The sequence below is a fragment of the Nocardioides sp. Root190 genome, assembly GCF_001428565.1.
Lineage (GTDB): Bacteria > Actinomycetota > Actinomycetes > Propionibacteriales > Nocardioidaceae > Nocardioides.
In genome coordinates this window covers 13,669-37,548 of sequence record NZ_LMIA01000010.1, presented here as the reverse complement: position 1 = coordinate 37,548, position 23,880 = coordinate 13,669, and the positions used below count along the sequence as shown (strand labels likewise).

At 70.8% G+C, this 23,880-nt stretch carries 28 protein-coding genes and 1 riboswitch; of the genes, 23 read left to right on the top strand and 5 right to left on the bottom strand.

What is annotated here, in order from left to right:
- The first annotated feature begins 14 nt into the window (after positions 1–14).
- From ASE01_RS13105 to ASE01_RS13085, 5 genes are read left to right on the top strand one after another with little or no spacing between them, the layout of a single operon-like run.
- The gene (locus ASE01_RS13105) at positions 15–2,174 is read left to right on the top strand and encodes an acyl-CoA dehydrogenase (RefSeq protein ID WP_157537330.1); all 2,160 of its coding nucleotides are present in this window, start codon (positions 15–17) and stop codon (positions 2,172–2,174) included.
- On the top strand, positions 2,171–2,707 hold the full coding sequence (locus tag ASE01_RS25000; protein WP_056752379.1) for a MaoC family dehydratase N-terminal domain-containing protein: 537 nt from the start codon (positions 2,171–2,173) through the stop codon (positions 2,705–2,707). Before ASE01_RS13105 ends, ASE01_RS25000 begins: the two co-directional genes overlap by 4 nt.
- Entirely contained in the window at positions 2,704–3,093 is a 390-nt protein-coding gene (locus ASE01_RS24995) for a Zn-ribbon domain-containing OB-fold protein (protein WP_056752376.1), read from the top strand. Before ASE01_RS25000 ends, ASE01_RS24995 begins: the two co-directional genes overlap by 4 nt.
- On the top strand, positions 3,090–3,467 hold the full coding sequence (locus ASE01_RS13090; RefSeq protein WP_056752373.1) for a MaoC family dehydratase: 378 nt from the start codon (positions 3,090–3,092) through the stop codon (positions 3,465–3,467). The genes ASE01_RS24995 and ASE01_RS13090 overlap by 4 nt, the downstream gene beginning before the upstream one ends.
- Positions 3,464–4,636, top strand: a complete 1,173-nt coding sequence (locus ASE01_RS13085; RefSeq protein WP_056752372.1) for a lipid-transfer protein — start codon at positions 3,464–3,466, stop codon at positions 4,634–4,636. Before ASE01_RS13090 ends, ASE01_RS13085 begins: the two co-directional genes overlap by 4 nt.
- A 299-nt stretch (positions 4,637–4,935) precedes the next feature.
- Here the strand turns inward: ASE01_RS13085 and ASE01_RS13080 are convergent, their stop codons facing one another.
- Complete coding sequence (locus ASE01_RS13080; RefSeq protein ID WP_056752369.1) at positions 4,936–5,427, bottom strand: cupin domain-containing protein; 492 nt, start codon at positions 5,425–5,427, stop codon at positions 4,936–4,938.
- Positions 5,428–5,447: 20 nt separating this feature from the next.
- A complete protein-coding gene (locus tag ASE01_RS24415) occupies positions 5,448–5,588 on the bottom strand; it encodes a hypothetical protein (protein WP_157537328.1) in 141 nt (46 codons plus the stop codon).
- An 81-nt stretch (positions 5,589–5,669) separates the two neighbouring features.
- Positions 5,670–5,828: riboswitch (FMN riboswitch) on the top strand.
- Between the two features lie 138 nt (positions 5,829–5,966).
- Here ASE01_RS24415 and ribD point away from each other — a divergent pair.
- From ribD to ASE01_RS13020, 12 genes are all read left to right on the top strand, one after another.
- Positions 5,967–6,980, top strand: coding sequence for a bifunctional diaminohydroxyphosphoribosylaminopyrimidine deaminase/5-amino-6-(5-phosphoribosylamino)uracil reductase RibD (ribD, locus tag ASE01_RS13075; RefSeq protein ID WP_056754654.1), 1,014 nt, complete (start codon positions 5,967–5,969; stop codon positions 6,978–6,980).
- A gap of 4 nt (positions 6,981–6,984) precedes the next feature.
- A complete protein-coding gene (locus ASE01_RS13070) occupies positions 6,985–7,593 on the top strand; it encodes a riboflavin synthase (protein ID WP_056752365.1) in 609 nt (202 codons plus the stop codon).
- Complete coding sequence (locus ASE01_RS13065; RefSeq protein ID WP_056752360.1) at positions 7,590–8,837, top strand: bifunctional 3,4-dihydroxy-2-butanone-4-phosphate synthase/GTP cyclohydrolase II; 1,248 nt, start codon at positions 7,590–7,592, stop codon at positions 8,835–8,837. Before ASE01_RS13070 ends, ASE01_RS13065 begins: the two co-directional genes overlap by 4 nt.
- 1 nt (position 8,838) lies before the next feature.
- Complete coding sequence (gene ribH, locus ASE01_RS13060) at positions 8,839–9,324, top strand: 6,7-dimethyl-8-ribityllumazine synthase (RefSeq protein WP_056752358.1); 486 nt, start codon at positions 8,839–8,841, stop codon at positions 9,322–9,324.
- A 52-nt stretch (positions 9,325–9,376) separates the two neighbouring features.
- Positions 9,377–9,640, top strand: a complete 264-nt coding sequence (locus ASE01_RS13055) for a phosphoribosyl-ATP diphosphatase (RefSeq protein ID WP_056752353.1) — start codon at positions 9,377–9,379, stop codon at positions 9,638–9,640.
- Between the two features lie 29 nt (positions 9,641–9,669).
- A complete protein-coding gene (gene hisG, locus ASE01_RS13050) occupies positions 9,670–10,512 on the top strand; it encodes an ATP phosphoribosyltransferase (protein WP_056752349.1) in 843 nt (280 codons plus the stop codon).
- The gene (locus tag ASE01_RS13045) at positions 10,512–10,973 is read left to right on the top strand and encodes a PH domain-containing protein (protein ID WP_056752345.1); all 462 of its coding nucleotides are present in this window, start codon (positions 10,512–10,514) and stop codon (positions 10,971–10,973) included. Before hisG ends, ASE01_RS13045 begins: the two co-directional genes overlap by 1 nt.
- An 81-nt stretch (positions 10,974–11,054) precedes the next feature.
- Positions 11,055–11,630 carry a TerD family protein gene (locus tag ASE01_RS13040; protein WP_056754652.1) on the top strand — a complete coding sequence of 192 codons (576 nt, stop codon included), beginning with the start codon at positions 11,055–11,057 and terminating at the stop codon, positions 11,628–11,630.
- Positions 11,631–11,712: 82 nt separating this feature from the next.
- On the top strand, positions 11,713–12,456 hold the full coding sequence (locus tag ASE01_RS13035) for a TerD family protein (RefSeq protein WP_082606039.1): 744 nt from the start codon (positions 11,713–11,715) through the stop codon (positions 12,454–12,456).
- Positions 12,457–13,662: an HpcH/HpaI aldolase/citrate lyase family protein gene (locus tag ASE01_RS13030; protein WP_056752335.1), complete on the top strand. Its 1,206-nt coding sequence runs from the start codon at positions 12,457–12,459 to the stop codon at positions 13,660–13,662.
- On the top strand, positions 13,659–16,037 hold the full coding sequence (locus ASE01_RS13025) for a phosphoribosyltransferase (protein WP_056752332.1): 2,379 nt from the start codon (positions 13,659–13,661) through the stop codon (positions 16,035–16,037). The genes ASE01_RS13030 and ASE01_RS13025 overlap by 4 nt, the downstream gene beginning before the upstream one ends.
- Positions 16,034–16,831 carry a hypothetical protein gene (locus tag ASE01_RS13020; protein WP_056752329.1) on the top strand — a complete coding sequence of 266 codons (798 nt, stop codon included), beginning with the start codon at positions 16,034–16,036 and terminating at the stop codon, positions 16,829–16,831. Before ASE01_RS13025 ends, ASE01_RS13020 begins: the two co-directional genes overlap by 4 nt.
- Here ASE01_RS13020 and ASE01_RS13015 read toward each other — a convergent pair.
- From ASE01_RS13015 to ASE01_RS13005, 3 genes are read right to left on the bottom strand one after another with little or no spacing between them, the layout of a single operon-like run.
- Positions 16,809–18,077: a hypothetical protein gene (locus tag ASE01_RS13015; protein ID WP_056752325.1), complete on the bottom strand. Its 1,269-nt coding sequence runs from the start codon at positions 18,075–18,077 to the stop codon at positions 16,809–16,811. The two genes, ASE01_RS13020 and ASE01_RS13015, sit on opposite strands and share 23 nt — an antisense overlap.
- A gap of 23 nt (positions 18,078–18,100) precedes the next feature.
- Positions 18,101–18,646 carry a uridine kinase gene (locus ASE01_RS13010; protein ID WP_056752321.1) on the bottom strand — a complete coding sequence of 182 codons (546 nt, stop codon included), beginning with the start codon at positions 18,644–18,646 and terminating at the stop codon, positions 18,101–18,103.
- On the bottom strand, positions 18,630–19,865 hold the full coding sequence (locus ASE01_RS13005) for an amino acid deaminase/aldolase (protein ID WP_157537326.1): 1,236 nt from the start codon (positions 19,863–19,865) through the stop codon (positions 18,630–18,632). The genes ASE01_RS13010 and ASE01_RS13005 overlap by 17 nt, the downstream gene beginning before the upstream one ends.
- A gap of 34 nt (positions 19,866–19,899) precedes the next feature.
- Between ASE01_RS13005 and ASE01_RS13000 the strand changes: the two genes are divergently transcribed.
- The 6 genes from ASE01_RS13000 to ASE01_RS12975 all read left to right on the top strand — a co-directional run bounded on the left by ASE01_RS13000 (position 19,900) and on the right by ASE01_RS12975 (position 23,856).
- The gene (locus tag ASE01_RS13000; RefSeq protein WP_056752317.1) at positions 19,900–20,451 is read left to right on the top strand and encodes an SseB family protein; all 552 of its coding nucleotides are present in this window, start codon (positions 19,900–19,902) and stop codon (positions 20,449–20,451) included.
- A gap of 301 nt (positions 20,452–20,752) precedes the next feature.
- Entirely contained in the window at positions 20,753–21,382 is a 630-nt protein-coding gene (gene infC / locus ASE01_RS12995) for a translation initiation factor IF-3 (protein ID WP_235535985.1), read from the top strand.
- Between the two features lie 27 nt (positions 21,383–21,409).
- Positions 21,410–21,604: a 50S ribosomal protein L35 gene (rpmI, locus tag ASE01_RS12990; RefSeq protein ID WP_056752309.1), complete on the top strand. Its 195-nt coding sequence runs from the start codon at positions 21,410–21,412 to the stop codon at positions 21,602–21,604.
- 41 nt (positions 21,605–21,645) lie between these two features.
- On the top strand, positions 21,646–22,032 hold the full coding sequence (gene rplT / locus ASE01_RS12985) for a 50S ribosomal protein L20 (protein ID WP_056752305.1): 387 nt from the start codon (positions 21,646–21,648) through the stop codon (positions 22,030–22,032).
- Positions 22,033–22,036: 4 nt separating this feature from the next.
- Positions 22,037–22,831 carry a TrmH family RNA methyltransferase gene (locus ASE01_RS12980; RefSeq protein WP_056752301.1) on the top strand — a complete coding sequence of 265 codons (795 nt, stop codon included), beginning with the start codon at positions 22,037–22,039 and terminating at the stop codon, positions 22,829–22,831.
- On the top strand, positions 22,828–23,856 hold the full coding sequence (locus ASE01_RS12975; protein WP_056752297.1) for an ATP-binding protein: 1,029 nt from the start codon (positions 22,828–22,830) through the stop codon (positions 23,854–23,856). Before ASE01_RS12980 ends, ASE01_RS12975 begins: the two co-directional genes overlap by 4 nt.
- Positions 23,857–23,880: the final 24 nt, after the last annotated feature.

The following is a 23,880-nucleotide window of genomic DNA, read 5'->3' as shown; positions in this document are numbered from 1 at the left end:
TTACAGTTTGGTTCGTGGATGCTGAGGCGATCAATGCAGTCCGCGCCGTCGTCGGCGAGGTCCTCGAGCGTGAGTCGGACGCGCGGAAGTGGTCCGCCTGGGCCGCGGCCGGCCTGACGGCGCTCCCTGTTCCCGAGGAGCACGGCGGTGAAGGACTCGGGCTCACCGAGATCGCCGTGCTGCTGCGTGAGGCCGGGCAGGCCGGGGTGCAGGTCCCTGCGTGGGAGACCCTCTGCTGCGGCGCACTCACCCTCGCGTCGTACGGCACCGATGCGCAGCGCAAGGAGCTCCTTCCCGGGGTCGCCTCCGGCGAGGTCCTCCTGACGCCTGCGCTCCGCGGTGACGCGTCGTACGACGACGGCAGGGTCTCCGGTCGCAAGCTGGCCGTGACCTGGGCGGCCGAGGCCACCCGCCTGCTCGTCGTCGCCCGGCAGGGCGAGCGCGACGTGGTGGTGCTCGTCGACCCGACCGGACCGGGGGTCGAGCTGCTCCCCGCCAGCGTGTCGAGCAGCGCCCCGCAGCACACCGTCCTCCTCGACGGCGCTCCTGCCGACCTGCTGGAGGACGGGGCGGCAGGTCGTTTGCTCGACCTGGCCCGTGCCGGGCTCACCGTGACGGCCGCCGGGGTGCTCGCCGGTGCCCGCGACCTCACCGCGGAGTACGTCAAGGGCCGCCGCCAGTTCGGTCGCGCCCTGGCCGAGTTCCAGGCAGTCTCGCTCCAGATGGCGGACGTCTACGTCACCTCCCGCACGCTCGACCTCGCCGCGGACAACGCAGTGTGGCGGGTCGCCGAAGGCCTGCCGGCCGGGGACGACCTCGCCGTCGCCGGCTACTGGGTCAGCCAGGTCGCGCCGTACGCCTTCCGCACCTGTCACCACCTGCACGGCGGGATGGGGGTCGACATCACCTACCCGTTGGTCGGCTACACGACCTGGGGCACCGATCTGGCCCACGCGCTGGACACCACGGCCGACCAGGTGCCGGTCGAGTCGGTGTCCGCGAAGAACCTCGAGCTCACCGAGGACCAGCGCGCCCTCAAGGACCGCCTGCGGACCTACTTCGGTGGTGTCGCGGCCGCGTTCGAGGGCCAGCACGACCCGGATCCGGTCGAGGGCGCGTGGAACCGGCACGGACCGACCTACGAGCGCCAGATCCGGCAGCTCGGCACCGACGGCTGGATGGGGGTCGGCTGGCCGAAGGAGTACGGCGGCCACGGACTCGGCGAGATCGAGCAGACCATCTTCGCCAACGAGGCGCAGTACTCCGACGTGCACCTCCCGTCGGTGACCCTGCAGACGGTCGGCCCCACGCTGATCCGGTACGGCACCGAGCGGCAGAAGGAGCTTTTCCTGTCGCGGATCCTCGCTGGCGACGTCCACTTCGCGATCGGCTACAGCGAGCCCGACGCGGGCACCGACCTTGCCTCGCTGCGGACCACCGCCCGGCTCGACGGCGACCACTACGTCGTCAACGGCCAGAAGATGTGGACCACGGGCGGCCATCAGGCCGACTACCTCTGGCTCGCCGTCCGGACGGACCCGGACGCCCCGAAGCACAAGGGCATCTCGATCCTGATCGTGGACACGAAGGACCCGGGTTACAGCTGGACGCCGATCATCACGGCCGACGGCTCCCACCACGTGAACGCGACGTACTTCAACGACGTGCGCGTGCCTGCGGACATGCTCGTCGGTGAGGAGAACCAGGGCTGGAAGCTGATCACCACCCAGCTGAACCACGAGCGGGTCATGCTCGGGCCGGCCGGCCGGATCGAGGGCCTGCGCGACCGTGTCGTGCGCTGGGCAGACGCTGCCGGCATCCGCGACGAGCACGACGTGCGGGACCTGCTGGGCAAGACCACGGCGGTGTTCCGGATCAACGAGCTCCTCAACTGGGAGGTCGCCCGCGCGGCGGCGTCCGGTGAGCTCAAGGTGGCCGACGCCTCGTCCTCGAAGGTGTTCGCCTCCGACCAGGTCCAGCACCTGCTCGCCGACCTGCACTCCCTGGTCCACCGCCACGGTGACGCGGGTGACCCGGTGACCCGCGACCTGCTCGACTACCTCGACGCCCAGGCGAAGCGCAATCTCGTCATCACCTTCGGTGGCGGTGTGCAGGAGGTCCAGCGCGAGCTGATCTCGATGTTCGGGCTCGGCCTGCCGCGGGTGCCGCGATGAGCGCGCCAGCCCAGGAGCTGGTCCCGGCCGACGTCCACGAGCACGTGCTGGCCGAGGCCGAGCGGATCAAGGCCTGGGGGGAGGCCGCCGAGCGGTTCTCCCGTGACGAGGTCAACCAGCCGACGATCAACAACTGGCTCGAGGCGATGGGACTCGACAACCCGCGCTTCAGCGCGGGCGAGGCGCCGCCGTCGATGGCGCAGGTCTGGACGATGTACGGACTCGGCGGCAAGCCGTCCGACCAGGACCCGCTGCACTCGATGATGCGCGTGCTCACCGATGCCGGCTTCACCGCGGTCCTCGGCACGAACTGCGACCAGTCCTACGACCGCTACCTGCAGGTGGGGGAGCGCCTGCGGGTGACCACTGCGCTGGACTCCGTCGTCGGGCCCAAGGCCACCGGGATGGGTGTCGGCTACTTCGTGACCTCGCGCAACACCTGGTACGTCGAGCACGAGGACGGCTCGAGCGAGCAGGTCGCGACGATGCTCTTCCGGGTGCTGAAGTTCGTCCCCCGGAAGAAGGACTCATGAGCGGCCCGGTCCGTCCGGTCGTCAGCCGCGACAACGCCTACTTCTTCGAGGGAACGCGGGCCCGCGAGCTGCGCATCCAGAAGTGCAAGGCCTGCGGCGTGCTCCGCCACCCGCCCGGCCCCGCCTGCCCGGAGTGCGGTGCCTTCGACCGCGGCTTCGTGCTGGCGCAGGGCGAGGGAACTGTCTTCTCCTACCTGGTGCACCACGCGCCGAAGGTGCCCGGCAAGGAGCTCCCGCTGGTGATCGCGCTGGTCGACCTCGACGAGGGCGTGCGGATGGTGGCCGAGGTGACCGGTCCCGTCGAGATCGGTGACCGGCTGCGCGTGGGCTGGAACGTGATCGACGACGAGCTGACCCTCCCGATCTGGACGAAGGTGGACCGATGAACGTGGGAGAGAAGCTCCCGGAGTGGAGCCTGCCGATCACGCCGACGCTGGTGGTCTCGACCGCCATCGCGACCCGTGACTTCCAGGACGTCCACCACGACCGTGACATCGCACAGGCGGCCGGGTCGAAGGACATCTTCGTCAACATCCTCACCTCCACCGCGCTCTGCGAGCGCTACGTCACCGACTGGGCCGGCCCCGACGTGCAGATCAAGGGCATCGCGATCCGGCTCGGTGCGCCCGCGTACCCGTACGACACGTTCACCTTCACCGGCGAGGTGACCGAGGTCGTCGACGGCGAGGCCACGATCAAGGTCGTCGGGTCGGTGTCCTTGGGTGACCACGTCATCGGCACCGTGCGGGTGGCGTCATGAGCGCCCGCACGCTGTCGGGCAAGGCCGCGATCGCGGGCATCGGCGCCACGGAGTTCTCCAAGGAGTCCGGCCGTTCCGAGCTGCAGCTCTCCGTCGAGGCCGTTCGCCACGCCCTCGTCGACTGCGGTCTGACGCCGGCCGACGTCGACGGCCTGGTCACCTTCACGATGGACAGCTCCTCGGAGATCGCGATCGCCCGCGAGCTGGGGATCCCCGAGCTGCGGTTCTTCAGCCGGATCAACTACGGCGGCGGCGCGGGCTGCGCGACCGTCCAGCAGGCCGCGATGGCCGTCGCCACCGGCGTGGCCGACGTCGTCGTCGCCTACCGCGGCTTCAACGAGCGCTCCGGCGACCGGTTCGGCCAGGTCTCGGCCTGGGCAGCCGCGCAGGTCAACACCAACGGCCTCGACAACGCCTGGACCTACCCGCTCGGCCTGAGCACCCCGGCCGCGACGGTGGCCATGCAGGCACGTCGCTACATGCACGAGTACGGCGCCACGTCGGCCGACTTCGGACGCGTCGCCGTCGCCGACCGCCGCCACGCAGCGACGAACCCGGCGGCCTTCTTCCACGGCAAGCCGATCACGCTCGAGGACCACCAGGCCTCGCGCATGATCGCCGACCCGCTCCACCTCCTCGACTGCTGCCAGGAGTCCGACGGCGCGGTCGCGATCGTCGTCGTGTCCGCCGAACGCGCCCGCGACCTCGCCCAGAAGCCGGCCTTCATCACGGCCGCGGCCCAGGGCTCAGGCCGCGACCAGTTCGTGATGACGTCCTACTACCGCGACGACATCGGCATCCCTGAGATGGGCGTTGTCGGTCGCGAGCTGTGGCGTCAATCGGGGCTCACCCCCGCCGACATGCCGATGGCGATCCTCTACGACCACTTCACGCCGTACGTCCTCATGCAGCTCGAGGAGCTCGGCTTCTGCGGCCGCGGCGAGGCCAAGGACTTCATCGCCGACGGCGCCATCGAGATCGGCGGACGCCTGCCGATCAACACTCACGGCGGCCAGCTCGGCGAGGCCTACATCCATGGCATGAACGGCATCACCGAAGCCGTGCGCCAGGTGCGTGGCACCTCCGTCAATCCGGTCGCCGACGTGGAGAACATCCTCGTCACCGCCGGCACCGGAGTCCCGACGAGCGGGCTGGTCCTCAGCGCCTGATCCCTCGGTGCTGTCGGTGGTCGAGGAGGTCGCGCAGCGACCGTCTCGAGACCTGGTGAGCCGGTGCCGGGACTGAGTCACGGGCGGGCGGGTGCACCGGTGTGGGTGGTCTCGAGACGGCCGCGGGCGGCCTCCTCGACCAACGGCAGGGCAGCACCCCGGTGGTCGAGGAGGTCGCGCAGCGACCGTCTCGAGACCTGGTGAGCCGGTGCCGGGACTGAGTCACGGGCGGGCGGGTGCACCGTGGCGGGTGGTCTCGAGACGGCCGCGGGCGGCCTCCTCGACCAACGGTGGCGGATCTACTCCTCGACCCACACGTTGTCGTGCTCGCGCATGAACTCGTCGTACTGCTCGGAGGTCCACTGCTCGCCGCGCGCGAGCCGGTCGAGGCCCTCGAAGTACGCCTCACGCGGTGCGCCGGGGGAGAAGTGGAGCAGCATCGACGCGGGGGCCCCGGACTCGTTGCGGAAGCCGTGCAGGCCGCCCGCAGGGACGTGGAGGAAGTCGCCCGGGCGGGCGGTGACCCACTCCGTTCCGTCGTGGATCCGGACCTCGCCGTCGAGGATGTAGAACGACTCGGAGATCGAGCGATGGAAGTGCAGTCCCGGGCCGCTCACGGCCTCGGAGAACTCCCAGCGGTACAGGCCGAACTGGCCGCCGGTGCTCTCGCCGCGGGCGAGGTGGTGGACGCGGTTGCCGTTGGGGTAGACGAGGTCGGGCTCGGCGTCACCCGGGCGGACCCAGGCCGAGACCTCGCCGTCGCCGTCGTACAGGGGCGGGGGGTAGGACATGCGGCCACGCTACGCCGCGGTCAGTCCTTCTCCTGGTTGCCGAAGCCGATGCCGAGCGCGATCCCCAGCAGCACGCCGAGGAGCAGCAGGACGAACTGGTCGGAGGCGAACCAGAGCAGCACCCCGGCCAGGCAGCCGAGGCCCAGCCAGGTCAGGTTCACCCCTCCGACGGTAGTCGGTCCCATGTGACAGGACCCACAACTTCGGTCGATCCGTGATGTGCCACCATGGTGACCAAGAGCTCGCGTGCTCTGGGGTCGGTGAAAATCCGAGCCGGCGGTGAATGATCCGAAGCGTCCTCGCTTCGCTCACAAGTCCGCGACCCGATCACATCCAGTGATCGGTTGACCAGGTGGAACTCCTGGACCGACGGTCAAAGTCCGGATGGGAAGTGCACGCAAGCGTTCGACGGACGAGCCAGCCCTTTCGGGCTGGCGACGGCGTCGGACGTCCTGCCAGCCCCGGAGTCCGCAGCATCGGACACGAGAGGCACGCAGTTGACCGGCACGACCGAGAACTTCGCCGATGAGTACGACGCCATGCGTCGCGCCATCGCGCTCGCCGCGAGCCCCGGCGTACCCCTGCACCCGAACCCGCGCGTCGGCTGTGTCCTGCTCGCAGGGGACGGCACCGTGGTCGGGGAGGGCTTCCACCACGGGGCGGGGACTCCGCACGCCGAGGTCGAGGCGCTGGCCATGGCCGGTGACCGGGCGCGAGGTGCGACGGCCGTGGTGACCCTCGAGCCCTGCAACCACACCGGACGGACGGGTCCGTGCGCCGAGGCCCTGATCGCTGCCGGCGTCGATCGGGTGATCGCCGCGCAGCGTGACCCGAACCCGCAGGCGAGTGGCGGGCTGGAGACGCTGCGCGCCGCCGGCATCGAGACCGACGCCGGACTGCTCGCCGACGAGGCCGCGGAGCTCAATCGTGCATGGACCTTCGCGCACCGGCACGGTCGCCCGTTCGTCACGTGGAAGTTCGCGACCACCCTCGACGGCCGCAGTGCGGCCAGCGACGGCTCGTCGCGGTGGGTCTCCTCGCTGCCTGCCCGGCGCGACACGCACGTCCTCCGTGGGCTGTGCGACACGATGCTGGTCGGCACCACCACCGTCGAGGTCGACGACCCGCACCTGACCGTGCGGGGTGAGGACGACCAGCCACTGGGCGTCCAGCCGTTGCGGGTGGTGATGGGGAAGCGCGAGTTGCCCGCGGGCCGTCGGGTCTTCGACGACGCGGCCGAGACGGTCCACCTCCGCACCCGTGACCCCGAGCTGGCGCTGCGCACGCTCTACGCCGAGCACGACCGTCACCACGTCTTCCTGGAGGGTGGCCCGACCCTGGCGGCGGCCTTCCTCAAGGCAGGCCTGGTCGACGAGGTCATCACCTACATCGCCCCGATGCTCCTCGGCAACGGCACATCCGCTGTCGGGCCGCTCGGAATCGGATCGATCGACGACGCGTTGCGTCTCGAGATCGTCGACACCACCGTCGTCGGCAAGGGCACCGAGGCCAATGTGCGCCTGGTGCTCCGCCCCGTCCAGCAGGAGGACTGAGTCCATGTTCACCGGAATCGTCGAGGAGTTCGGCACCGTCCAGGCCATCGAGGACCAGGGCGACGCCATCCGGCTCACCATCGCCGCCGACGTCACGCTGGGTGACGCCGGGTTGGGGGACTCGATCGCGGTCAACGGCTGTTGCCTCACGGTCGCGGAGCGGACCGACGACACCTGGACCGCCGACGTGATGGCCGAGAGCCTGGACAGGACCAGCCTCGGCGGCCTGGCCGTCGGCGACCGGGTCAACCTCGAGCGCGCCGTCACGGCCGAGAAGCGGCTCGGTGGGCACATCGTCCAGGGCCACGTCGACGCGGTCGGCGAGGTCGTCGGCCGCACGCCCAGCGAGCACTGGGAGATCGTCGAGATCGCGATGCCGGCCGAGCTCGGTCGCTACCTCGTCGACAAGGGCTCGATCACCGTCGACGGCATCTCGCTCACGGTCGTCGAGGCCCACGACACGACCTTCACCGTCAGCCTCATCCCCGAGACCCTTGCGCGCACGACCCTCGGGTTCCGCGCCCCCGGTGACCGGGTCAACCTCGAGGTCGACGTCATCGCCAAGCACGTGGAGAAGCTCGTGCGTGCCTACACCAAGGAGAACAACTCATGAGTGACCAGGACGCCAGGGTGCGCCTCGACTCCGTCGAGCGGGCGGTCGCGGACATCGCGGCCGGTCGTGCCGTCGTCGTCGTCGACGACGAGGACCGCGAGAACGAGGGCGACATCATCTTCGCCGCCAGCAAGGCGACCCCGGAGCTGATGGCCTGGACCATCCGTTACTCCAGCGGTGTCATCTGTGCGCCGATGCCGGGCGCCATGCTCGACCGGCTCGAGATCCCGTTGATGACTCCTCACAACAAGGACGCCTACCGCACGGCGTACACGATCTCCGTGGACGCTCGCGACGGTACGACGACCGGCATCTCGGCCGCGGACCGCGCCCGCACCGTGCGCACCCTGGCCGACTCCGCCACCGAGCCGTGGGAGCTCACCCGCCCCGGTCACGTCTTCCCGCTGCGCTACCGCGAGGGCGGCGTGCTGGTCCGCCGCGGGCACACCGAGGCCGCGGTCGACCTGTGCCGGCTGGCGGGCCTGACGCCTGCCGGCGTGCTGGTCGAGGTCGTCAACGACGACGGCACGATGAAGCGCGCGCCCGAGCTGCGCGCCTTCGCCGACGAGCACGGCCTCGCGATGATCTCCATCGAGGACCTCGTCCGCCACCGCCGCCGCGTCGAGCGGCACGTGATCCGCCAGGCCGAGACCCGCCTCCCCACGCGCCACGGGGACTTCACGGCCATCGGCTACACGATCACCGTCGACGACAGCGAGCACGTCGCGCTCGTGTACGGCGACGTGGCCGATCTCGGTGCCGACGGCCCGGTGCTGACCCGGGTCCACTCGGAGTGCCTCACCGGCGACGTGTTCGGCAGCAGCCGCTGTGACTGCGGCCCGCAGCTCGACGAGGCGATGGCCCGGATCGTCGAGAACGGCAGCGGCGTCGTGGTCTACCTCCGTGGCCACGAGGGTCGAGGGATCGGCCTGGTCGCGAAGCTGCAGGCCTACCAGCTGCAGGACGGGGGACGCGACACCGTCGACGCCAACCTCGACCTCGGCCTCCCGGCGGACGCACGCCACTACGGCGCGGCGACGCAGGTCCTCAAGGACCTCGGCGTCGAGCAGGTCCGCCTGCTCACCAACAATCCGGACAAGGTCAGCTCGCTGGAGGACTACGGCATCAAGGTCGCCGAGCGCGTCCCGCTGACGCCGCACCCGAACGACCACAACCTGTCCTACCTGCTGACCAAGCGCGACCGCATGGGGCACGACCTGCCCGACCTCGAAGGAGCGAACTGACATGGCTGGACACGGCGCCCCCGACATCGAGCCCGTCGACTGCCACGACCTCCGGGTCGCGGTGGTGGCTGCCAGCTGGCACACCGAGGTGATGGACGGCCTCATCGCCGGTGCCCACCGTGCCTTCGCCGACCACAAGCTCGAGGCGCCCGTCGTGGTGCGCGTGCCCGGCACGTTCGAGCTGCCGGTCACCGCTGCGGCGCTCGCGCCGTCGTACGACGCCGTCATCGCGCTCGGTGTCGTGATCCGCGGGGGCACTCCGCACTTCGACTTCGTCTGCAATGCGGCCACCGACGGCCTGACCCGGGTGTCCCTGGACCACCACACCCCGATCGGTTTCGGCGTGCTGACCTGTGACACCGACGAGCAGGCCCTGGACCGTGCAGGCCTCGAGGGTTCCAACGAGGACAAGGGCTACGAGGCGGCGTCCGCCGCCCTGCAGACCGCGGCCACCTTGAAGCGGATCCGTCGGGGCTACGCGAGCTGAGGTCGTGGACCGGCGGCGCGTTCCGGCCGGGCGCACCGTAGGCTGAACCCCCGTGAAGACGTTCGACGACCTGTTCCGCGAGCTGAGCGAGAAGGCCCAGACCCGACCCGAGGGATCGGGGACGGTGGCCGCGCTGGACGCGGGAGTCCATGCGATCGGCAAGAAGCTGATCGAGGAGGCCGCCGAGTCGTGGATGGCAGCCGAGCACGAAGGCCCTGAGGCGACCGCGCTGGAGATCAGCCAGCTGCTCTACCACGCCCAGGTCCTCATGATCGCGAGCGGCCTGTCGCTCGAGGACGTCTACTCCCACCTGTGAGGGCCACTGGCCCCGATGAGGAATCACCCATGCTGAAGATCGCCGTCCCCAACAAGGGGGCCCTGTCGGAGGCCGCTTCGACGATGCTCCGCGAAGCGGGCTACGCCCAGCGCTCCGACTCCAAGCAGCTCACCAAGATGGACCCGGACAACGGGGTCGAGTTCTTCTACCTGCGTCCGCGCGACATCGCGCTGTACGTCGGCGAGGGCACCCTCGACGCCGGGATCACCGGCCGCGACCTGCTCCTCGACTCCCACGCCACCGCGACGGAGGCGCTGCAGCTCGGCTTCGGCCGCTCGAAGTTCCGCTTCGCAGCCAAGCCCGGCACGGCCGACGACGTGTCGGACCTCGGTGGCCTCCGGGTCGCGACGTCGTACGACGGCGTGCTCAAGCGCTACCTCGCCGACCGTGGTGTCGACGCCAGCGTCGTGCGGCTCGACGGCGCAGTGGAGACGAGCATCCAGCTCGGTGTGGCCGACGTGATCGCCGATGTCGTGGAGACCGGCAGCACGTTGCGCAGCGCCGGCCTCGAGGTCTTCGGCGAGGTGATCCTCGAGTCCGAGGGCGTGATGATCACGAGGTCCGACGCGGACTCCAGCGCGCTGGAGATCTTCACCCGACGCCTGCAGGGCGTCCTGGTGGCCCGGACCTACGTGATGATGGACTACGACATCCCGGTCGAGAAGATCGAGCAGGCCATCGCGCTCACCCCCGGCATGGAGGGACCGACCGTCAGCCCGCTCCACCGTGAGGGCTGGGTCGCCGTGCGGTCGATGGTCAAGCGGGCCAGCGCCCAACAGGTCATGGACGACCTCTGGGCCCTCGGTGCCCGGGCGATCCTCACCACCGACATCCACGCCTGCCGGCTCTGATGTCCGAGCAGGCGGCGGCGCCGACCCTCCCGCACACCTGGCGCCCCTTCGGGCCGCGGATGGCCTCAGCCGTCTTCGGTGTGGTGCTGGTCGGTGCCTTCGCCTGGCTGTGGGTCAACTTCGACGACGGGACCAGGGAGTCGGTCAACCCGATCCAGAAGGGGACCGTCATCGCCCTGATCGGGCTCGGTCTGTTCCTGCTCAACGGGCTCGCCCGTTCCCGGGTCCGCGCGAGCGACACCGGGCTGATCGTGGTCAACGGGTACCGCAAGCGCGTGCTGCCCTGGGCCGAGGTCGGTGTCCTGCGGATGCCGCGTGGTGCGCCGTGGCCGCACCTCGAGATCGGCGACGGCGAGCGGGTGTCGCTGATGGGGGTCCACACCTCCGACGGCCAACGTGCGGCCACCGCCGTACGGGAGCTGCGTGCGGTGATTGCGGAGCATTCCGACACCGTCAGTTGACCGCTACCTGTCGACCGGTTCACAGCACTTGTCTAGAGTCTGTCCTGCCCGACCTTCTCAACGAATAAGGACATGGACATCATGGCTGTTTCCCTCACCAAGGGTGGCAACGTCTCCCTGACCAAGGAGGCCCCCGGCCTCAGCGCCGTCGACATCGGCCTCGGCTGGGACGTGAACTCGTTCTCCGGCGGAGAGTTCGACCTCGACGCCTCGGCGATCATGCTCAACGCGGCGGGGAAGGTCGTGTCGGACGCGCACTTCGTGTTCTTCAACAACCTCTCCAGCCCGGACGGCTCCGTCGTCCACGCGGGCGACAACACGACCGGTGAGGGTGACGGTGACGACGAGGTCGTCAAGGTCAACCTCGCCGTCGTCCCGCCGGACGTCGACCGCGTCGTCTTCCCGGTCTCGATCTACGACGCCGACAACCGCAGCCAGAACTTCGGCATGGTGCGCAACGCGTTCATCCGCGTCCTCAACCAGGCCGGTGGCACCGAGATCGCTCGCTACGACCTCACCGAGGACGCCTCGACCGAGACCGCGATGGTCTTCGGCGAGCTCTACCGCAACGGCGCCGAGTGGAAGTTTCGCGCGGTCGGCCAGGGGTACGCGTCCGGCCTGCGCGGCATCGCGCAGGACTTCGGCGTGAACATCTGATCGAGCTTCTCCTCGCTGCGACGCCGGGTCGACCTCCGTGGTCGGCCCGGCTCGCTGCCACCAACAACTAGGGAGCACCCCCATGGTCGACTACGTGAAGAAGCCCAAGGCCGCGCCGGCGCCTCCGCCGCCGCCCCCGCCGCCCTCCTCGGCGACTCCTCCGCCGCCTCCGCCGCCGCCTGCTCCGGGCGCGCCCGCTGGTGGTGGCGTGAATCTCTCCAAGGTCTCGCTCACCAAGGGCAGCCCCACCGTGTCGCTGACCAAGGGTGGCGGCGCCAACGGCCACATGCGGTTCAACCTGAACTGGACCCAGGGCGGCAAGCCCTCCGGCGGCCTCTTCAAGCGCGCGATGGGCGGCAGCTCCAACGTCGACCTCGACCTCGGCTGCCTCTGGGAGACCTCGGACGGCAACAAGGGCGTCGTCCAGGCCTTGGGCAACTCCTTCGGGGCCCTGGACCGTGCGCCGTTCGTCTTCCTCGACGGTGACGACCGCTCCGGCACCGCGACCGGTGGCGAGAACCTGCTGATCAACCTCGACCAGCTGGACCGGATCCGCCGCATCCTCGTGTTCGCCTACATCTACGAAGGTGCGCCGAACTGGGCCGCCGCCAACGGTGTGGCCACGATGTACCCGGTCGGCGGTGCGCCGATCGAGATCGTCCTCGACGAGGCCGCCAGCGACAAGCGGTTCTGCGCGGTCGCGCTGCTCACCAACGCCGGTGGCAGCCTGCGCATCGACCGTCAGGTCCAGTACATCTCCGGTACCCAGCGCAACGTCGACGAGGCGTTCGGCTGGGGAATGGACTGGACTCCCGCCCGCAAGTAGATGAAGCACTTCAGCTACCTCGACACCGGTTCTCGGGACCGGTTGTTCGAGGTCGCGCCTCACGACTTCGGCCCCGAGAGCCCTCGAGAGCTCCTGGCGCTCGCGCTCGGCGCGACGCTCTACATGCCGGGCACCCGCACCAACCTCGCGGCCGACGCCCACCGCCTCGCGGCGGTCGGCGCGACCTCTCTGGTGTGGTGCCTGGAGGACGCGATCGAGCACTCCGCGGTGGAGCAGGGCGAGGCCAATGTCGTCGCCGCGCTGCAGGAGCTCTGGGCCGACGAGTCGACCCGGCGCTCCGTGCCGCTGCTGTTCATCCGGATCCGCGATGCCGATCAGATCACCCGGCTGACCGAGCGGATCGGCGATGCGCTGCCGTTGCTGACGGGCTTCTCGCTGCCCAAGGCCGACCTGACCCGGTCGGAGTCGATGCTCACCGCGGTGCGCGACGCGTCCGTCGGTCTCGACCGGCCCATGTATGCCATGCCGATCCTGGAGAGCGAGGAGATCGCGTTCATCGAGACGCGTCGTCCCGCCCTCCAGCGGCTCGCGGAGCTGTTCTCGCAGTACGACGAGCACGTCGTCTGCGTGCGGGTCGGCGGGACGGACCTCTCCGGGCTGTTCGGTCTGCGTCGCGATCGCGACACCACCATCTGGGACCTCGCGGTGGTCCGCGACGCCCTCGCCGACATCCTCAACCAGTTCTCCCGCAAGGGCGACCGGGTCGTGAGCGGTGCGGTCTGGGAGCACATCGCCGCACCCCGCATGTTCAAGCCCCAGCTCCGGGCGACGCCGTTCGCCGAGCAGGACGCCTCCAAGCTGCGCAGCCAGCTGATCCGCGACGACGTCGACGGCCTGATGCGCGAGACCAGCCTCGACAAGACCAACGGGATGTACGGCAAGACCGTCATCCATCCGTCGCACGTGTCCGTGGTCAACAGCCTGCTCACGGTCCACGGCGAGGAGTACCAGGACGCGCTGATGATCGACGCGCACCGCGACCGCGGCGGCGTGCTCGCCTCGGCCCACGGGCGGATGAACGAGGTCGGCCCGCACGCCCGTTGGGCGGACCAGGTGCTCGCCCGGTCCAAGGTGTACGGCGTGCTCGCCGAGGACACCGCCCTCGTGGACCTGCTGTCGATCGGTCAGCGGGTCGCGACGAATGCCTTCGGTCTCCCGAACCCCCGCCCGCGGGTGGTGTCGTGAGGGCAGGCGCCGCCCCGGACACCGCTGACCTCACCGCCACCGTCGAGACGCTGCTGGGTGTCACGGTCCCCGTGGACGACCCGGACCAGCCGTTCACCTCGCTCGCGGGCCTCGCGCTGCGCGACAACCCCCGCCGGGCCCATCTGATCGTGTCCCGGATCCTCGGCAAGCACATCCCGGTCGCCCCCGGCGATGTCCTGCGCGGGGGAGCGCTGCTCGGGGAGGCGGTCCGGGACGCGGTGGACCTCCGAGACCCGGATGGCGCGCTGGTGATCGGGTTCTGCGAGACCGCCACCGGCCTGGGGCACGCGGTCGCCCAGGAGCTCGGCGCGTCCTACCTGCACTCCACCCGGCGCCCGGTGCCCGGGCTGCCGCTGCGCATCTCCTTCGAGGAGGAGCACTCCCACGCGGTCGCGCACCACCTCCAACCCGGTCTCGCCTTCCCGCTCGACGGCGACGGCCCGCTGGTGCTGGTGGACGACGAGCTCACCACTGGCCGCACGGCGCTCAACATGATCGCCGCCCTGCACGCTCAGCACCCACGCGACGAGTACGTCGTCGCCGCCCTGATCGACACCCGCACCGCCATCGAGCGTGAAGGCTTCGAGCGCCGGGCCGCGGAGATGGGCGTCCGGGTGCGCGTCGCGTCCGTGCTGGCCGTCGCCCTGGACATCCCCGAGGACGTGCTGGAGCGGGTCGCCGCCGCACGCTCGGCGCTTCCCGGCCCCGCTGCCGCCCCGACCGGACCCCTCGGCTCGGTGCACGTCCACGACGAGTGGTGGCCGCAGCAGCGGGCGGCGACCGCCCGCTCCGGCATGACCCGCGAGGACACCGAGCGCCTGGTCGGGTTCGCCGAGCGCCTGGCCGGCGGGCTCGCGGGCGCACTGGAGGGCAGCGGCTCCACGCTGGTCGTCGGCACCGAGGAGCTGCTCCACCTCCCGACGCTGGTCGGTGCCGGACTGGCCGGGCGGCGGCCCGATCTCGCGGTCGCCTTCCAGTCGACGACGCGATCGCCGGTCCACGCCGCCGACGACCCGGGCTACGCGATCCGGCGATCCCTGGCCTTTCCGGCTCCCGACGATCCGTCGCGCCCCTCGCGCCTGCACAACATCATCGACCCGAGCATCGTCCCGCCGCCCGGTACGCCGTGGAGCGAGCTCCGGCACGAGCACATCGTGGTCGTCGTCGACGCCCCTGCCGCGGACTGCGGCCCGATGGTCGAGGCGCTGCGTCCCTACGCCGCCTCGGTCCATGTGGTGGTGGTGGACGTCGAGCGGCCGTTCGGGTCCTACCCGCCTGAAGACGTCACCTGGTTGCTCACCGATCTCTCGGAGGTCGAGCTCGAGCGCGGCACCGACGACCGGGAGGAGGCCATCCAGAGCGGCGTCCACTACTCCGAGATGCTCCCCGTCGAGTTCCAGCCGGACGCGTCCTACCTTGCCCTCTTCCACGAGGCCCTCGCCGAGTCCGCCCGACGGCTCGCCGTCGACACCGGAGTGGTGGGCGAGCTCCTGGCCGCCCGTCACGAGGTGCACGGCGAGCGGCCCGTACTGGTCTCGCTGGCCCGGGCGGGCACGCCCGTCGGCGTACTCCTGCGGCGCTACTACGACCAGGTGCACGGCTGGTCCGTCCCGCACTACACGATCTCCATCATCCGGGGCCGCGGCATCGACGAGGTCGCCCTCGCACGGGTGCTGGAGTCCCACCCGGCCTCGGCGATCGCCTTCGTCGACGGCTGGACCGGCAAGGGAGCCATCCAGCGGCAGCTCACCGAGGCCGTCGCCGCCTGGCGCGAGAGCCACCCCGAGCACGCCGCCCTCGACGACGAGCTGGCCGTCCTGGCGGACCCCGGTGGCTGCACCGAGCTCCACGGCACGCGCGAGGACTTCCTGATCCCGTCGGCCTGCCTGAACTCGACGGTGTCCGGCCTGGTGTCGCGCACGGTGCTCCGCGAGGACCTGATCGGGCCGGGGATGTTCCACGGCGCGAAGTTCTACCCGCAGTGGGCCGACGAGGACGTCTCCCGACTGTTCGTCGACACCGTGGCCGCCCACTTCGCCGACGCGGCCGCCGACATCGCCGCCCGGGTCGAGGACACGACCATCTCCCGGACGGTGACCTGGGCAGGTCTGCGGTCCCTCGAGAGGATCGCGGCCACCTACTCCATCGCCGACATCAACCTGGTCAAGCCCGGGGTGGGGGAGACGACGCGAGTCCTCCTCCGCCGCGTCCCGTGGCAGATCCTCGTGCGCCCGGACCGCCTCGGCGACCTGGGCCACGTCCTCGCGCTCGCCGAGGCCCGCGGCGTCCCCGTCGTTCCCGTTGCCGACCTGCCGTACTCCTGCATCGGCCTGATCCGACAGGTGGTCCCGTGACCCTGGTCGCCGTTGACCTCGACCGCACGCTGATCTTCTCCCCGGCCGCCCTCGGGCCGCTGGCCGACGACGCGACGCTCCGCGTCGTCGAGATGTACGACGGCGCCCCGCTCTCGCGGATGACCGACCGTTCCTGGCAGCTGCTGACCGAGCTGATGGACCGCTCGCAGCTGGTGCCAGTGACGACCCGCAGCACGCTCCAGTACCAACGCGTGGAGCTGCCCCGGGTGCCCGCGTTCGCGCTCTGCACCAATGGCGGGACGCTGCTGGTCAACGGTCGGCCCGACCCGCTGTGGCGGGCCGAGTCGCTGGCGATCGCCGCCGAGTCCGCGCCCCTCGCCGAGGTCGCCGACCTGTTCGGCACCGTGGCGGACGAGCCCTGGGTCAAGCTGGTCCGTGACGTCGAGGACCTCTTCACCTATCTCGTCGCCGTCGAGCGCAGCGCGATCCCCGTCGGTTGGGCCGAGGAGCTCACCGGGTCCGCGGAGCGCCTCGGTTGGCGGGTGTCGGTCCAGGGCCGCAAGATCTACGCCGTCCCGTCAGGGATCTCCAAGGAGAGCGGCGTGGTGCGCCTGCGCCGACATCTCGGCAGCGACGGTCCGGTGTTCGCGGCGGGTGACAGCCTGCTCGACGCGGGGATGCTGATCGCCGCCGATCACGCGATCCGGCCCGCGCACGGCGAGCTGCACGACGTGGGCTGGGCCGGGGACGGCGTGACCGTGACCGGTCGCGCCGGCGTGCTGGCCGGCGAGGACGTCCTCGACTGGCTGCTCAGCCGTTCCGGGCATTCCTGATCATCGCGTCGATCGCTGCCTCGATCGACTCCTTCTCGGCCAGCACCGCACCCCAGTCGGGGCGGTCCTCGCCGATGGCGCTGCGGAGCGACTCGGCCCGCGCGGCGAGCTTGTCGAGCGTGGGTGACATCCGGGTGGCCTCCTGCGCGCTGCGCCCGGCGACGAACCGTCGCGTGTCCACCAGTCGACGCTGGAGGTCGGCGAGCGTCTGATCGGGGTTGCGCGACACCTCGTCCAGGTGGGCCAGCAGGTCGACCGCCGCTCGCAACCGGCGATCGGCCTCCGTCACCGACGTGCGTACGGCGGCGAGCAGGTCGGCCGCATCGGGGACCACCAGCGGCCGGGCTGCCAGGAGACGGTCGAGAGCCACCAGGTCGTCCTCGACGCGACGCAGGCTGGCCGTCACCACGGCGGGGGCGTCCTCGACGTGACGCCAGGTCGGCAGCGTGTAGCGCCGCCGGAGCTGGCTCATCGCGTCGTCGAGCCGTCCCTGCTGGTTGCGCAGCGCATCGCACCGGGTCCGCACGGACAGGAACCCGTTGCGAACCTGCGCGCCGCGGGCCTCGAGGGTGCTCGCCAGCTCGAGAGCGGTCCCGGCGTCACCGCGGGCGCGGGTCGCTGCCGCGTGGGCCTCGACCCAGCGGCGTTCGTCCGCGGCTGCGCGTGCTGCACCCAGGTCGGTGCTCGCGCGAGCGTGCGCGGTGCGGGCACTCGGGTCCTCCATGCCTGCCGCGGAGCCGGCCGCCAGGGCGAGCCCGGCCTCCTTGAGCGTGGTCGTGGCGGTCCGGATCAGCTCGGGGACGGCGTCGCGCAGGGCCAGGGCCGCATCGAGTGCCACGGAGTGCTGGGCCCGGAACGCGTCCACCTCGGGGAACAGGCCCCGCAGCTGGCCGGCGACCGCGGCGAAGCGCTGGGCGAAGCGCTGGGCCTCGCTCTCCTCGAGGTCGGCCGCGGCGTCATAGGCCGCGTCCATCTCGTAGAACTCCAGCGCCGGGAGCCCGGTGCGGACCGACAGCTGGTCCCACGCGTCGGCGAGCGGGGTGCGGAACCCGACAGGGTTGGCGCGGGCGCGACGAGCCGCTGCCGCGGCGTCGATCGCGCTCAGCTCGTTCAGGTCGACCTCGAGGGATTCGAGGTGGACCATCGCCTGACTCGCATCGGCGTGGGCCGCCCGGGCAGCAGCGAGGGCGAGATCGCGGGACCTCCGCCACCATCGTGGCCCGCCGCTCTCGGGCTCGTTCGCCATGCGGCCAACGTTAGCGACGCGACCTATGTCCGCAGAACCAGGTCCGCACGAGCCCGGGTGTCCTCGCGGGCGTGCAGGGCCGCTTCGTCGTCGAGCCAGGTCAGCCAGTGTCCCCGCATTTCCTCGCCGTCGCGGGCGAGTCCGCGTGCCAGGCGGGTCCCGCGATCGGCCTCGACCCAGACCAGGAAGGTGATCAGGTCGTCGTAGGCAGCGGCAGCGGAGCCGACGCCCTCGAGCACGATCAGTGGTGCGGGGTCGACCGTGGTGGACCCGGCCCAGCCGTCGGCGTACCAGTCCCAGCGCCGCCACGTCCCGGGACGGTTGTCGGCCAGGGGACGCAGCAGGGACTCGACGGAGGCACCGAGGCGGGGGAGACCGCGCCATCCCTCCAGCATCTCGTCGGTCCCGATCACGACGGCCTCGGGCGCCAGGGCGGCCAGGCCGCCGGCGAGCGTCGTCTTGCCCGACCCGGCCAGCCCGTCGATGCAGATCAACCGGCCCGCGCCCAGCGTGGGCGGTCGCGAGAGCGCTGCAGACAGGACCCGGGAGGCCTCAGAAGGCGAGGCCATGACCGCGGTAGGTGGGCACCTGGTCGACGAACCGGTCGCCCTGGAGGAGCTGGACCTGCAGGCCGTGCTCGAAGGGCTCGCCCGACTTCGCGTGGCGGAACCAGACCAGGTCGCCGATCGCCAGCGTCGCGGCGTTGGTGCCCACGAGCGGCGTCTGGACCTCGCCGGCGCCTTCGAGGCCGGTGAGGCGGAGGCCGGCCGGCGCCCACGGGGTGGGAGCGCGGTCGGAACCCGTCGGTCCGGAGGCGATCAGTCCGCCACCGTGGACGGTGGCCACGTCGGCCGAGGGACGGCGGGTGACGGGCAGTCCGAAGAAGGCGGCCGGCTGCGGCTGGAACACCTCGTAGTTGTCGAAGAGGGTGGGGCCGAACAGTCCCGACCCGGCGGTCACCTCGGTCACGACCGGATCGGCGGCGGAGGACTCGATGGAGCCCGATCCGCCCGCGTTCCAGAAGCCCGGACCGGTGTGGTCGCCGTGCCCGGCGAGTCCGGTCAGCGCCTCGGCGATGGCAGTGCGACGCACCTGGAGCTGCTGGACCGAGAGCTGCTTGAGCTTGCGGACCACGGCCGACTTCGTCCGCTGGTGGGGCACGACGTCGGGGACGCCCGCGACCTGGCCCTCGTAGGTCATCACTCCCACGAGCTGGAAACCCGGCCGCTCGATCACGAGCAGGGCGAGGTCGCTGACCGATCCGACGTCGTACAGGGGCGAGCGCTTGGGGCCGACGGCCTGTCCGCCCCAGCGCAGGCCGGCATCGATGTCGATGGCGACGCGGACCGGCACGGCCGTCGAGGCCCGCAGTGCGTCGACCGCATCGAGGTGGGCGACGTCGTCGATCATGATCGTGATCCGCGAGGCCGCGCGGGGGGAGGCGACCAGCGCGGACAACGCCGCTGCATCGACGCTCGGATAGGCGACGACCACGTCGTCGCTGACGTCCTGCTCGACCAGCCAGAGTGCCTCGGCGAGCGTGTAGGCCAGGACGCCGGCGAAGCCGGGGGTCTCCAGGGCGCGCCGGATCAGCGCCGGCACCCGCAGCGACTTCGACGCCACCCGGATCGGCGTGCCGCCGGCGCGGCGGACGAGGTCGGCTGCGTTGGCGTCGAAGGCGTCGAGGTCGACGACGAAGCTCGGCGAGGGGAGCGGCTCGGGCCAGGCCCGGACGGCGTCGCCCAACCTGACCGAGAGGCGATTGCGGGCGACGAACGAGTGGTGCACGTCGTCATGCTTCCACGAGTGCCAGAATCCTCCGGTGACCGAATCGCCGAAGGAGCGTCCCGACGCCCGACGTCTCGAGGGCTCGGAGTACGTCGACGACGACGGCAGCGCGAGTCCCGCCCTCGCTTCCGCGCTCGCGGGGTACGACGCCGGGACGGTGCCGTACGCCGAGGCGCTGGCCGCGCTCGGCTCCTCCCGACTGCTGGTCCCGGTCGTCGCCCTGCTCGGCGAGGTGGAGATCGGTGAGGACGGCCTGGCCCGGGACAAGTCGAGCGACATGGCGGCCGTGCTGCTGACCGGCGGCGACGGCCGGCTCGCCCTCCTCGCCTTCAGCGACATCGCGGCGCTGACCGCGTGGAACCCGGAGGCACGACCGGTGCCGGTCGCGGCCCATCTCGCTGCTGCGACGGCGGTGCAGGAGGGGGCTGCGGCGCTCGTCCTCGACGTCGCCGGCCCGCACCGGCTCGTGGTGGACGGCGACGACCTGCACCGGATCGCCTCCGGATGGCGCGCCGTACGCCTGGAGGACGGCGGCTGGGGATGGCTGGGTGCCGCGGATTCGGCACCGGGGGAACAGATCCAGTAGCATCTGTGTTTGACCGATCTGTCATGCCCTCGCGGGACTGACAGGTCCACAAGCGGGGGCACGCACCATCGTCTCCCACCCGCAGCGGCCGCCAGGTCGTCGGGTCCGGTCCATGGAGAGTCACGATGCAATTCGTCGTGACTCATGGCTGGCTTCCGCTTGGACTTTTAGCGGGAGCCACTTCTCATTTTGCAGGCCTGACCTGCAGGACCGGAAGTCCTCCTGACCGAACGAGTTTGGAGGACACATCAGCACCGAGCTGCGCATCAATGACCGGATCCGGGTTCCCGAGGTCCGTCTGGTGGGACCCAACGGCGAGACCGTCGGCATCGTCTCCACCGACCAGGCACTGAAGCTCGCCCAGGAGGCGGACCTCGACCTGGTCGAGATCGCCCCGATGGGCAAGCCCCCCGTCTGCAAGCTCATGGACTACGGGAAGTTCAAGTACGAGAACGCCCAGAAGGCCCGTGAAGCTCGACGGAACCAGACCAACGTCATCATCAAGGAGATGAAGCTCCGGCCGAAGATCGACGCGCACGACTACGAGACCAAGAAGGGTCACGTCGTTCGCTTCCTCAAGGCCGGCGACAAGGTCAAGATCACGATCATGTTCCGCGGCCGCGAGCAGCACCGTCCCGAGCTGGGCTACCGGCTGCTGCAGAAGCTGGCCGAGGACGTCGAGGAGCTGGGCTTCATCGAGTCCAACCCCAAGCAGGACGGCCGCAACATGGTGATGGTCCTGGGGCCGCACAAGAAGAAGGCCGAGGCCAAGGCCGAGGTCAAGGCAGCCAAGGAAGAGCGTCGCGCCGAGCGCGAGGCCGACGCCGCCCTGGATGCGGCCGCGCAGGCAGAGCGCGTGGCCCAGAAGCCCGCGGCGCAGAAGAAGGAACGGGGTCGCTCGGAGAACCTCGATCCCGAGATCGACGCCTGAGACTGACTCGAAGGAAAAGGAAGAGACATGCCGAAGAACAAGACGCACTCCGGTGCCAGCAAGCGGTTCAAGGTCACGGGCAGCGGCAAGATCCTGCGCGAGAAGGCCGGCAAGCGCCACAACCTCGAGAAGAAGGCCTCCAAGGTGACCCGTCGCCTGTCCGGCACGGTCGAGGTTGCCAAGAACGACGTCCCGCGCGCGAAGAAGATGCTCGGTCTCTGACCGGCCCTTCCGCACTGAGCACCGAAACAAGGAGTTAGAAGATGGCACGCGTCAAGCGCGCAGTAAACGCGCAGAAGAAGCGTCGTACCACCCTCGAGCGGGCCAGCGGTTACCGCGGCCAGCGCTCGCGGCTGTACCGCAAGGCCAAGGAGCAGGTCACCCACTCCCTGGTCTACAGCTACAACGACCGCAAGAAGAACAAGGGCAACTTCCGCCGCCTGTGGATCCAGCGGATCAACGCGGCTGCCCGCGCCGAGGGCATGACCTACAACCGCTTCATCCAGGGCCTGAACCTGGCGGGCATCGAGGTCGACCGCAAGATCCTCGCTGACCTCGCGGTCAACGAGCCGGCCACGTTCTCGGCGCTCGTCGCCCAGGCCAAGGCTGCGCTGCCCGAGGACGTCAACGCGCCCAAGGTCTCCGCCTGATCCGATGGCGCCCCTGACTTCTGGCAACACCAGGGTCAAGGAAGCACGGAAATTGCACCGCCGCTCGGAACGTTCCGCGCGGCGGTGTTTCCTTGCCGACGGCCCCAAGGCCGTCGAGGGTGCCCTCGCGACGGTGCTCCCCTCGGGGGAGCCGTGCGTGGTCGAGGTCTTCGCGACCGTGGCGGCCGCGACGCAGTACGCCGGGCTGCTCGGTGGTGCCGAGGTGGTCCTGGTCGAGGACCGCGCCATGGACGGGCTCAGCGACAGCGTGAGCCCTGCGGGACTCGTCGCGGTGTGCCGTCACCTCGACGTCCCCCTCGCCGACGCACTGCACGGCGAGCTCGTCGTGATCTGTTCCGACGTCCGTGACCCCGGCAATGCCGGAACGGTCATCCGCACCGCCGACGCGGCCGGTGCGACCGGTGTGGTCCTCGCCGGCGACGCCGTGGACCTCTACAACCCCAAGACGATCCGGGCCTCGGTCGGAAGCGCCTTCCACCTCCCGGTCGCCATCGAGCGCGACCCCGCTGCCGCGGTCCGGGCAGCCCGGGCCGCCGGCCTGCAGGTCCTGGCCGCTGACGGTGCCGGCGTCGTCGACCTGTTCGCGGACGACGCGCTGCTGTCGCGGCCCACCGCGTGGCTCTTCGGCAACGAGGCCTGGGGTCTGCCTGTCGAGCTCGCCGACCTCGCCGACCACCGGGTCAGCATCCCGATCCTGGGTCGGGCCGAGTCGCTCAACCTCGCCACGGCGGCGGCGGTCTGTCTCTATGCCAGTGCCCGCGCCATGATGAGGGCGTGACGGACCCAGCGCTGGACCTCCTGCCCGACGGCGTGGTCGTCGCGGACGCCGACGGTCGCGTGACCGCGATCAACGCTGTCGCGGTGACGATGCTGGCTGCCGGCCCGGTGGAGCGGGCCCTGGGCCGCACGCTGGCCGACGTACTGGCCCTGACCGACCACGACGGCCAGGCATGGACGGCGGCCAACTCGCCGTACACCGGACTCGCGACCCGCAAGGCCGTCCCCGAACAGGCATGGCTGCTCCCCGACGGCACCGAGGTGCTGGTCACCGCGCGGCTGCACCGTGAGGTCCGGGTCGGACCGGTGAGCGCGGTCGCGATCTCGTTGCGATCCGGCCGGGGCCGCGCCCGCCTGGACCGGGACCGGTCCGACCTCGTGGCAACGCTGGCCCACGAGCTGCGCTCGCCGCTGACGGGCGTCAAGGGCTTCGTCCACGCGCTGCTGAACCGGTGGGACAAGCTCACCGACGAACAGAAGCTGCTCATGCTGACGACCGCCGGGGCGGACGCCGACCGGCTCAGCCGGCTGATCACCGAGCTCCTCGACGTCGCGAGGATCGACACCGGGCGCCTGCAGCTGCACCGTCGGCCGACCGACCTGGCGGTCAAGGCCCAGCGGGTGCGCGACTCCATCGGCGTGGTCACCTCCACGCCGATCGAGCTCGAGTGCGATCCCGACCTCCCGCTGGTGACGGCTGATCCCGACAAGGTGATGCAGGTCCTGACCAACCTCGTGGAGAACGCCGTCCGGCACGGCAGCGGCACCGTCCGGATCCGGGTGGCACCGTGGGCCGAGGACCCGGCGTACGTCGCGGTCACGGTCACCGACGAGGGCGAGGGCATCCCCGTCGAGCTGCGCAAGCGGATCTTCACCAAGTTCTGGACCGCCGGAACGGGCGGCGGTTCGGGCCTGGGGCTCTACATGGTGCGAGGGCTGGTGCGGGCCCACGGTGGCGTCGTGAGTGTCGACGACCGACCCGGTGGGGGAGCCCTCGTGCTCACCGCCTGGCCGGTCGCGACCTGACCCGCTCCGCCTGCGAGCGATACC

Excerpts from the sequence above, each read along its gene's own strand:
- ribD (WP_056754654.1), top strand. The coding sequence starts at position 5,967 with ATGCGTCGCGCCATCGCGCTCGCCGCGAGCCCCGGCGTACCCCTGCAC.
- ASE01_RS13085 (WP_056752372.1), top strand. The coding sequence starts at position 3,464 with ATGAGCGCCCGCACGCTGTCGGGCAAGGCCGCGATCGCGGGCATCGGC.
- ASE01_RS13015 (WP_056752325.1), bottom strand. The coding sequence starts at position 18,077 with ATGGCGAACGAGCCCGAGAGCGGCGGGCCACGATGGTGGCGGAGGTCC.
- rpmI (WP_056752309.1), top strand. The coding sequence starts at position 21,410 with ATGCCGAAGAACAAGACGCACTCCGGTGCCAGCAAGCGGTTCAAGGTC.
- ribH (WP_056752358.1), top strand. The coding sequence starts at position 8,839 with ATGGCTGGACACGGCGCCCCCGACATCGAGCCCGTCGACTGCCACGAC.
- hisG (WP_056752349.1), top strand. The coding sequence starts at position 9,670 with ATGCTGAAGATCGCCGTCCCCAACAAGGGGGCCCTGTCGGAGGCCGCT.
- ASE01_RS13080 (WP_056752369.1), bottom strand. The coding sequence starts at position 5,427 with ATGTCCTACCCCCCGCCCCTGTACGACGGCGACGGCGAGGTCTCGGCC.
- ASE01_RS13040 (WP_056754652.1), top strand. The coding sequence starts at position 11,055 with ATGGCTGTTTCCCTCACCAAGGGTGGCAACGTCTCCCTGACCAAGGAG.
- ASE01_RS25000 (WP_056752379.1), top strand. The coding sequence starts at position 2,171 with ATGAGCGCGCCAGCCCAGGAGCTGGTCCCGGCCGACGTCCACGAGCAC.
- ASE01_RS13010 (WP_056752321.1), bottom strand. The coding sequence starts at position 18,646 with ATGGCCTCGCCTTCTGAGGCCTCCCGGGTCCTGTCTGCAGCGCTCTCG.
- ASE01_RS12980 (WP_056752301.1), top strand. The coding sequence starts at position 22,037 with ATGGCGCCCCTGACTTCTGGCAACACCAGGGTCAAGGAAGCACGGAAA.
- ASE01_RS13030 (WP_056752335.1), top strand. The coding sequence starts at position 12,457 with ATGAAGCACTTCAGCTACCTCGACACCGGTTCTCGGGACCGGTTGTTC.
- ASE01_RS13035 (WP_082606039.1), top strand. The coding sequence starts at position 11,713 with ATGGTCGACTACGTGAAGAAGCCCAAGGCCGCGCCGGCGCCTCCGCCG.
- ASE01_RS13045 (WP_056752345.1), top strand. The coding sequence starts at position 10,512 with ATGTCCGAGCAGGCGGCGGCGCCGACCCTCCCGCACACCTGGCGCCCC.
- ASE01_RS24995 (WP_056752376.1), top strand. The coding sequence starts at position 2,704 with ATGAGCGGCCCGGTCCGTCCGGTCGTCAGCCGCGACAACGCCTACTTC.
- ASE01_RS13065 (WP_056752360.1), top strand. The coding sequence starts at position 7,590 with ATGAGTGACCAGGACGCCAGGGTGCGCCTCGACTCCGTCGAGCGGGCG.
- ASE01_RS13070 (WP_056752365.1), top strand. The coding sequence starts at position 6,985 with ATGTTCACCGGAATCGTCGAGGAGTTCGGCACCGTCCAGGCCATCGAG.
- ASE01_RS13090 (WP_056752373.1), top strand. The coding sequence starts at position 3,090 with ATGAACGTGGGAGAGAAGCTCCCGGAGTGGAGCCTGCCGATCACGCCG.
- rplT (WP_056752305.1), top strand. The coding sequence starts at position 21,646 with ATGGCACGCGTCAAGCGCGCAGTAAACGCGCAGAAGAAGCGTCGTACC.